At 66.1% G+C, this 6,070-nt stretch carries 5 protein-coding genes; 3 read left to right on the forward strand and 2 right to left on the reverse strand.

What is annotated here, in order from left to right; translation table 11 throughout:
• Positions 1-341: 341 nt before the first annotated feature.
• Entirely contained in the window at positions 342-1,103 is a 762-nt protein-coding gene (locus A2J02_RS04605; protein WP_068047364.1) for a hypothetical protein, read from the reverse strand.
• 181 nt (positions 1,104-1,284) lie between these two features.
• Between A2J02_RS04605 and A2J02_RS04610 the strand changes: the two genes are divergently transcribed.
• From A2J02_RS04610 to A2J02_RS04620, 3 genes are all read left to right on the forward strand, one after another.
• Entirely contained in the window at positions 1,285-2,760 is a 1,476-nt protein-coding gene (locus A2J02_RS04610) for a FecCD family ABC transporter permease (RefSeq protein WP_082898623.1), read from the forward strand.
• Positions 2,761-2,843: 83 nt separating this feature from the next.
• Positions 2,844-3,857: a FecCD family ABC transporter permease gene (locus A2J02_RS04615; RefSeq protein WP_231893713.1), complete on the forward strand. Its 1,014-nt coding sequence runs from the start codon at positions 2,844-2,846 to the stop codon at positions 3,855-3,857.
• Positions 3,854-4,723: an ABC transporter ATP-binding protein gene (locus tag A2J02_RS04620; protein WP_068047367.1), complete on the forward strand. Its 870-nt coding sequence runs from the start codon at positions 3,854-3,856 to the stop codon at positions 4,721-4,723. The genes A2J02_RS04615 and A2J02_RS04620 overlap by 4 nt, the downstream gene beginning before the upstream one ends.
• A gap of 9 nt (positions 4,724-4,732) precedes the next feature.
• On the opposite strand, the gene A2J02_RS04625 is transcribed toward A2J02_RS04620, so the two are convergent.
• A partial coding sequence (locus A2J02_RS04625; RefSeq protein WP_156516093.1) for a bifunctional lysylphosphatidylglycerol flippase/synthetase MprF occupies positions 4,733-6,070 on the reverse strand: 1,338 nt, incomplete at its 5' end.

Consider the following 6,070-nt stretch of genomic DNA (forward strand, 5'->3'; position numbering starts at 1 on the left):
ACCTCGAGGTACCGCAGGCCCACGACCCCGTCGAATCCCCGTGCACACAATTCGGTGAGCTGTTCCGGCGTCATGGTGTCGAAGGAGGTCGCCCCCGTGGTGCCGTTCGAGTCCGTCATTGCTGTGCCTTCCGGTTGCGTCGAGAGGGTGGCCGACTCGGCAGTCGGCTCCCGTTCAGAGATACACGACGATGGACCCACAAAAATCGGTGGGCCTCTCGTTCGCGAAGAACGAGAGGCCCACCGTGGCAAGGACCGGGAGTCACTGCAGCCCTCAGGACTCCGGCGCGGTCCGTTGGTACGAAGTCAGCATAGGCAAACCTTAGTTACGGCGCAAGGCCTTCACGATGCCCGCAGTCTCGCGCGGCCAGGAACGCCGACGCGTGACCGCACGGGTGCCCCGGCCGCGACCATGGCGTCGAGCAGCATCTGACCCCGGCGCGCACCTGCCGATGCGCTCGCCCCAGCCAGAATCGGTACATACGTCGAGGCCCCCAGTATTGCGTCGCCGACCAGAGCCCAGAAGACACGCGCATCCAGCGGTGCGCGGTCGGCGATCGCGCGGAACACCGCGCCGAGCGACGTCGTGCATCGATGTGCAGTCCAGACCAACAGAGCCTGCTCGCACGGAAGTGTGACCGTGCCGGGCTCACCCGCGGCGGGATCCTCGGCTAGCACGCGCAGGATCGGCGATGTCACTCCTGCCCAATCGATCCCGCCGTCACTGTCCATGTGGATCCACAGATTGTCGATGCCCGGATCCCAGGCTCGCGCCTCCAACACCAGCAGCGCGGCCACGCGCCCGACGACGGCATGGATCAGAGCCGTAGCGACCTGCACTGCCGCAGCTTCGGGAACATCGAGATCCTCGAGCGATCGTCGGTACATCTGCTCGACGCGACCGTCGTCGAGACCCACCGCCAACTGCCACCAACGGCGCTTGCCCTCGTTCGCCATCGCTGCCACCGCGTACATCCGCGGGTAATCGGGGTTGAGTGCACGCAGGGTCGCACACGAGTCGGCCAACAGCGCCGCCCCGCCGGATCGACTCGAGAATCGATGCACATCGGCCCAACCCGTATACGACGCTGCTGCAACTGACACCTGATCGCTCCTCAGTTTCCCGGCGGGTGCACGCGTCACACCCCTACCCACTCAAAGTAGGTTAGCCTAACCAGATCATAAAGCGGTCAGGCACCGCTACCCTTACCTCACCTCACGCGCCGAGGAAGGGTTCCGTAACCTAAACCGTGTCCCTTCGAAACAGCGAGGAGTCACGAGCACTGTGACAACAGCTCCGCTACTCGGCCCCCACGGCGCACGCCGGTCTTCCGACGAGCCGTACGGGACCGAGGACGTGCCCACCGGGCCGCCGCCGCGTAGCTCTCGCCTCGCTGCAGCCGCGATCGACGCACTGATCGTGCTGATCCCCCTGTTCGTCGGCTGGTCGATCGTCGACGCGCTTCGTGACGACAACGGTGGCGGCCAGGCGGACCGATTCGTGTTCGGCACCATCGCGGTGTGCGTCGCGGCGGCTCTGTTCGTCTGGAACCGCGGATACCGCGACGGCAACGAAGGCCAGAGCACCGGCAAGCGCTGGCTGGGGCTCACGCTGCGAGACACCTCGACCCACGGCCCCATCGGCGCACGCCGGGCTCTGCGTCGTCAGTTCGGGATCGACACGTCGTCGTCGGAAGTGGTCCGCGACAAGACCGCGGCAGCAGAAGGATTCGAGCCCGTTCCCAAGGACGGCTCGGTCGCCGCGATCCGAAGGCGCAGGTTGCTCGGCCTGGCAGTCCTGGTCGTCGCGCTCGTGGCGGGCATCCTCGCCAGCATCGCCATCGGCGCGCGGCCACTGACGTTCGCCGAAATCGCCCATGCGCTGCTGAATTCGACGGGCACCGACACCGACATCATCGTGCGCACGTTGCGGATCCCACGCACGGTGCTCGCACTGGTCGTCGGCATCGCACTGGGCATCGCAGGCGCTCTCATCCAGGGGCACACCCGTAACCCGTTGGCAGACGCCAGCCTGCTCGGCCTCAATTCCGGGGCGGCGTTCTTCGTCGTCATGGCCATCTATCTGTTTCGGTTCACCTCGCCGAGTCAGTACCTGTGGTTCGCGTTCGCCGGTTCGGCGGTGGCGAGCATCGTCGTCTTCGGACTGTCGTCGATCGGGTCGGGCAGATCGAGCCCGGTCAATCTCGCCCTGGCCGGAGCCGGCGTCGCATTCTTTCTCTCGGCGATGACCAACGCCGTCGTGTTGCTCGATCAGACCAGCTTGGACGGCTACCGCTTCTGGGTGGTCGGATCCGTTGCCGGACGCGGCCTCGACGTACTGTGGCAGGTCCTGCCGTTCCTGGTGATCGGCGTCCTCATCGCACTGGCGAGCACCCCCGGCCTGAACGTCATGAGCCTCGGCGAGGACGTCGCACGATCGCTCGGGACCAACATCGCGATCACCCGAACCGTCGGCATCCTCGCCATCACGCTGCTCACCGGTGCAGCGACCGCAGCATGCGGGCCCATCGCGTTCGTCGGCCTCGTCGTCCCGCACATCGCCCGCGCGGTGACCGGACCCGACTACCGCTGGCTCGTCCCGTACGCAGGCCTCATGGGCGGAGTGATGCTCATGATCGCCGACGTCATCGGCCGGGTCGTGGTGCGCCCGGGCGAGCTTCAGGTGGGCATCGTTCTGGCACTGATCGGAGCGCCGTTCTTCATCGCTCTCGTCCGACGCCGGAAGTTGGTCGGCCTGTGACCGCCGACCTGCAGTCCCCCACACCGACGCCCGGCGAAGGCGGCGTTCGCACCCGGCCTGCGTTCCGCCTCGGTCCGATCTCGATGGTTCGACGGCCACTGATGGTCCTGACGACCGTCCTACTGGCTGCGGCGCTGGTGCTGGTCATGTGCGTGAACATCGGCCGAGGCGACTTCCCGCTGTCGATCGTGCAGGTCCTCGACGTTCTGCTCGGCGGCGGTTCGAGGATCGAACGATTCATCGTGATGGACCTGCGGCTGCCCCGATCACTGACCGGGCTCCTGGTCGGGGCCGCTCTCGGTATATCCGGCGCGATCACGCAGTCGATCTCCCGCAACGCCCTCGCCAGCCCCGACATCCTGGGCATCACGGCCGGTTCCAGTGCCGCGGCCGTCGCGTTGATCGTGCTCGGCGGTGGCAGCAGCTTCAGCGGGCTGCTCGCCACCCTCGGTCTTCCTCTGGCGGCATTGATCGGCGGGCTGCTCACCGCCATCGCGATCTACACCCTCGCCTGGCGCAAGGGCGTCGACGGATTCCGCCTCATTCTGGTCGGCATCGCCGTCAACGCCATGCTCACCGCGGTGATCGGCTGGCTGCTGATCAGCGCCGACATCAACGACGTCTCCCGTGCTCAGGTCTGGCTCAACGGGTCACTCAACGGAGCGGACTGGTCCGCGGTCTGGCCGGTGGCCATCGCGGTCGTCCTCGTCGGCGGCGGCACCGTCGTCGCGACGTTCACGCTGGGTGCCCTGAGACTCGGCGACGACAACGCACGATCGCTCGGGGTTCGTCTGCAACACAGTCAGGCCATGATGCTGCTCGCGGCCGTCGCACTCGCCGCGATCGCCACCGCCGCCGCGGGACCCATCGGATTCGTGGCGCTCGCCGCTCCCCAAATAGCGCTGAGGGTGCTGCGAACGCCCGGCCCGCCGATCATCGCGTCGGCACTTCTCGGGGGACTGCTGGTCGTGGCAAGCGATCTGATCGCGCGCACGATTCTGCCGGTGGAACTCCCGGTCGGCATCGTCACCTCGGCCCTCGGTGGACCGTTCCTGCTCTACCTACTCGTTCGCAGTAACCGAAAGGCCTCCGTATGACCACCAGCCACACCTCGCGTCTGATCGCGAACGATCTGAGCCTCGGGTACGTCGACCGCACCATCGTCGAACACCTCGATCTCGAGATTCACACCGGTGTCATCACCACGGTCATCGGACCCAACGGCTGCGGAAAGTCGACGCTGTTGCGTTCGCTCGGCCGTCTGCTCAAGCCCAAGGCCGGCAGCGTGATGCTCGACGGTCGGGCGATCTCGTCGATGAAGACCAAAGAGGTGGCCCGCACCCTCGGAATGCTGCCTCAGGCGCCCACTGCTCCCGAAGGACTGACCGTCGCAGATCTCGTGTCACGCGGTCGTCACCCCCACCAATCGTGGATCCGGCAGTGGAGCTCGGACGACGAGGCAGAGGTGGCGAACGCACTCGAACTGACCGGAATCAGCGACCTCGCCGACAGACCCGTCGACGAATTGTCCGGTGGCCAAAGACAACGCGCCTGGATCTCGATGGCACTGGCCCAGGGCACCGACATCCTGCTGCTCGACGAGCCGACCACCTATCTCGATCTGGCGCACTCCATCGAGGTCCTGGATCTCGTCGACCGCCTGCACGACGAACTCGGCCGCACCATCGTCATGGTCCTGCACGATCTGAACCTGGCAATCAGGTACAGCGACCGGTTGATCGTGATGAAGCAGGGCCGGATCGTCACCTCGGGCAGGCCACAGGACGTCATCTCCGAGCAGCTGCTGCTCGACGTGTTCGGCCTCGAAGCCGCCGTGATAGACGACCCGATGTCCGATCGTCCGCTCATCGTTCCGATCGGCACCCGCCACGTGTACGGGTCGGTCGGTGGACCCGTCCGGGCCGAGAGTCGCGCCGCCGCAGGGGCTTCCACCGAGCGGTAGCGCGGGCTCTCACCGCTCGATCATCGTGCGTACCAGCTTGACACCCTGACCGATCGACACGTCGGGCAGATACGCCCGGCCGATCGCATTTCCGATGCTGGGCAAAGCGGCCGGATCCGCGAAGGTCATGTGCATCGGTTCGTAGCGAGGCTGGAACTTCGACTTGAACGCCAGTAGGGAACGGAATCCGTAGACGGGTTCGAGGGTGCGTCCGAGGACGTCGAGCAACCGCTCGAGCAGCCCCGACAGCGTGGACTGCTCGGCGCTGGAGACGTGTTCGGGTTGCTTCTCGTCGACCTTGGCCAGGGGTGCGCCCGAGAGGCTGAGGAATCGGGCGCCTTCCTGTTCGAGCAGCAGGGCCGCCGATGCGATGAGGAATTCCATCGTGGGCCGGAAGCCCTCGGATCTGCGTCTCATGAAGTCGAGCGTCCATCCGACGATGACGCCGTCCTCGTACACCGGCATCCACGAGGTCACGCCGTGCACGGTCCGGTTCTCGTCGACGGCGATCAGGCACCGCACGTTCTCGTCGTCGACCTCCTCGAGACCGCCGAGAGTGAAGCCCATCTCGGGCATACCCTTGTCCGCGACCCATTCCTCCGAGATCGCAGTGATCTGGTCCGTGATCGCCAGCGGGGCAGAAGGAAAGCGGATCCACTCGGCGACGACGCCGGCTTTCTTCGCTCTGTTCAGCGCAGTCCGCACGTCCTGGAATCGCTTGCCGGTGAACGCAATGCCGTCGAGGTCCAGAACCGTTTCCTCACCGACCTGGATTCCTCCCCAACCGAGAGAGTCGGTGATGCGGCGGACGTCGGGGGTGACGGAGTAGAAGCACGGGATCCACCCGTTCTCGGACGCGAACTCGGCGAACTCGACGACGTTGTCCCGCAGGGACTCCCGCGGACCGACGGGATCCCCGGTGGTCAGTGCGACGCCGGAGATGACGCGGTAGGCGACGTAGCTGCGACCGTCGGAACCGAACCAGTACTTGTTGCCGCGCCACGTCGTCATCCACGACAGAGCGGACCCGCTGCTCGACATCAGCAAAGCGCGCGCACGTTCGGCGGCGTCGGTCTCGGTGCCGTACACCGGGGTGAGGAAGGTACTCGCAGCGAGCACGCAGACCACCACCCAGAACACCACGCCGGTCCACTCGAAGAGCAGGGTCGTCGGCGTGCTCTGCGGGAGCAGGGCAGGTTCGAGCCATTGCAGGTAGACCGGGGGAACCAGTCGTTGCGGGAAGTCCACCAGCAATCCGCCGAAGGACGGTGAATCGGCGAAGCCGTCGCGGGCCAGATATCCACCGATCGAGTAGATCAGGGCGAGTCCGACCGCCACTCCGACCAC

The sequence above is a fragment of the Rhodococcus sp. EPR-147 genome (genome assembly GCF_001647185.1).
Lineage (GTDB): Bacteria > Actinomycetota > Actinomycetes > Mycobacteriales > Mycobacteriaceae > Rhodococcoides.

Coding starts and splice junctions, on each gene's coding strand:
- A2J02_RS04615 (WP_231893713.1), top strand. CDS start 2,844: ATGGTTCGACGGCCACTGATGGTCCTGACGACCGTCCTACTGGCTGCG.
- A2J02_RS04620 (WP_068047367.1), top strand. CDS start 3,854: ATGACCACCAGCCACACCTCGCGTCTGATCGCGAACGATCTGAGCCTC.